We start from the raw sequence: 227 nt of genomic DNA, 5'->3' as shown, positions 1-227 counted from the left end.
CCTAACGCTAAAATCGTTCTTGACCGCTTTCACATTGTCCAACATCTAAGCCGTGCTATGAGTCGTGTCCGTGTCCATATCATGAATCAATTTGAGCGAAAATCCCATGAATACAAGGCCATCAAACGCTACTGGAAGCTCATTCAACAAGATAGTCGTAAACTCAGTGATAAACGATTTTATCGCCCTACTTTTCGTATGCACTTAACGAATAAAGAGATTCTAGA

At 40.5% G+C, this 227-nt stretch carries 1 protein-coding gene; it reads left to right on the top strand.

The features are described from left to right. Positions 1-227 (top strand): transposase (locus N8L33_RS10080; RefSeq protein ID WP_261059770.1); only part of this gene is annotated, 227 nt, incomplete at both ends.

The organism is Streptococcus mitis, from assembly GCF_946188695.1.
Classification (GTDB): Bacteria; Bacillota; Bacilli; order Lactobacillales; family Streptococcaceae; genus Streptococcus; species Streptococcus mitis_DF.
Note: the sequence above shows the minus strand (reverse complement) of the source record. Positions and strands in the feature narration are given on the sequence as shown.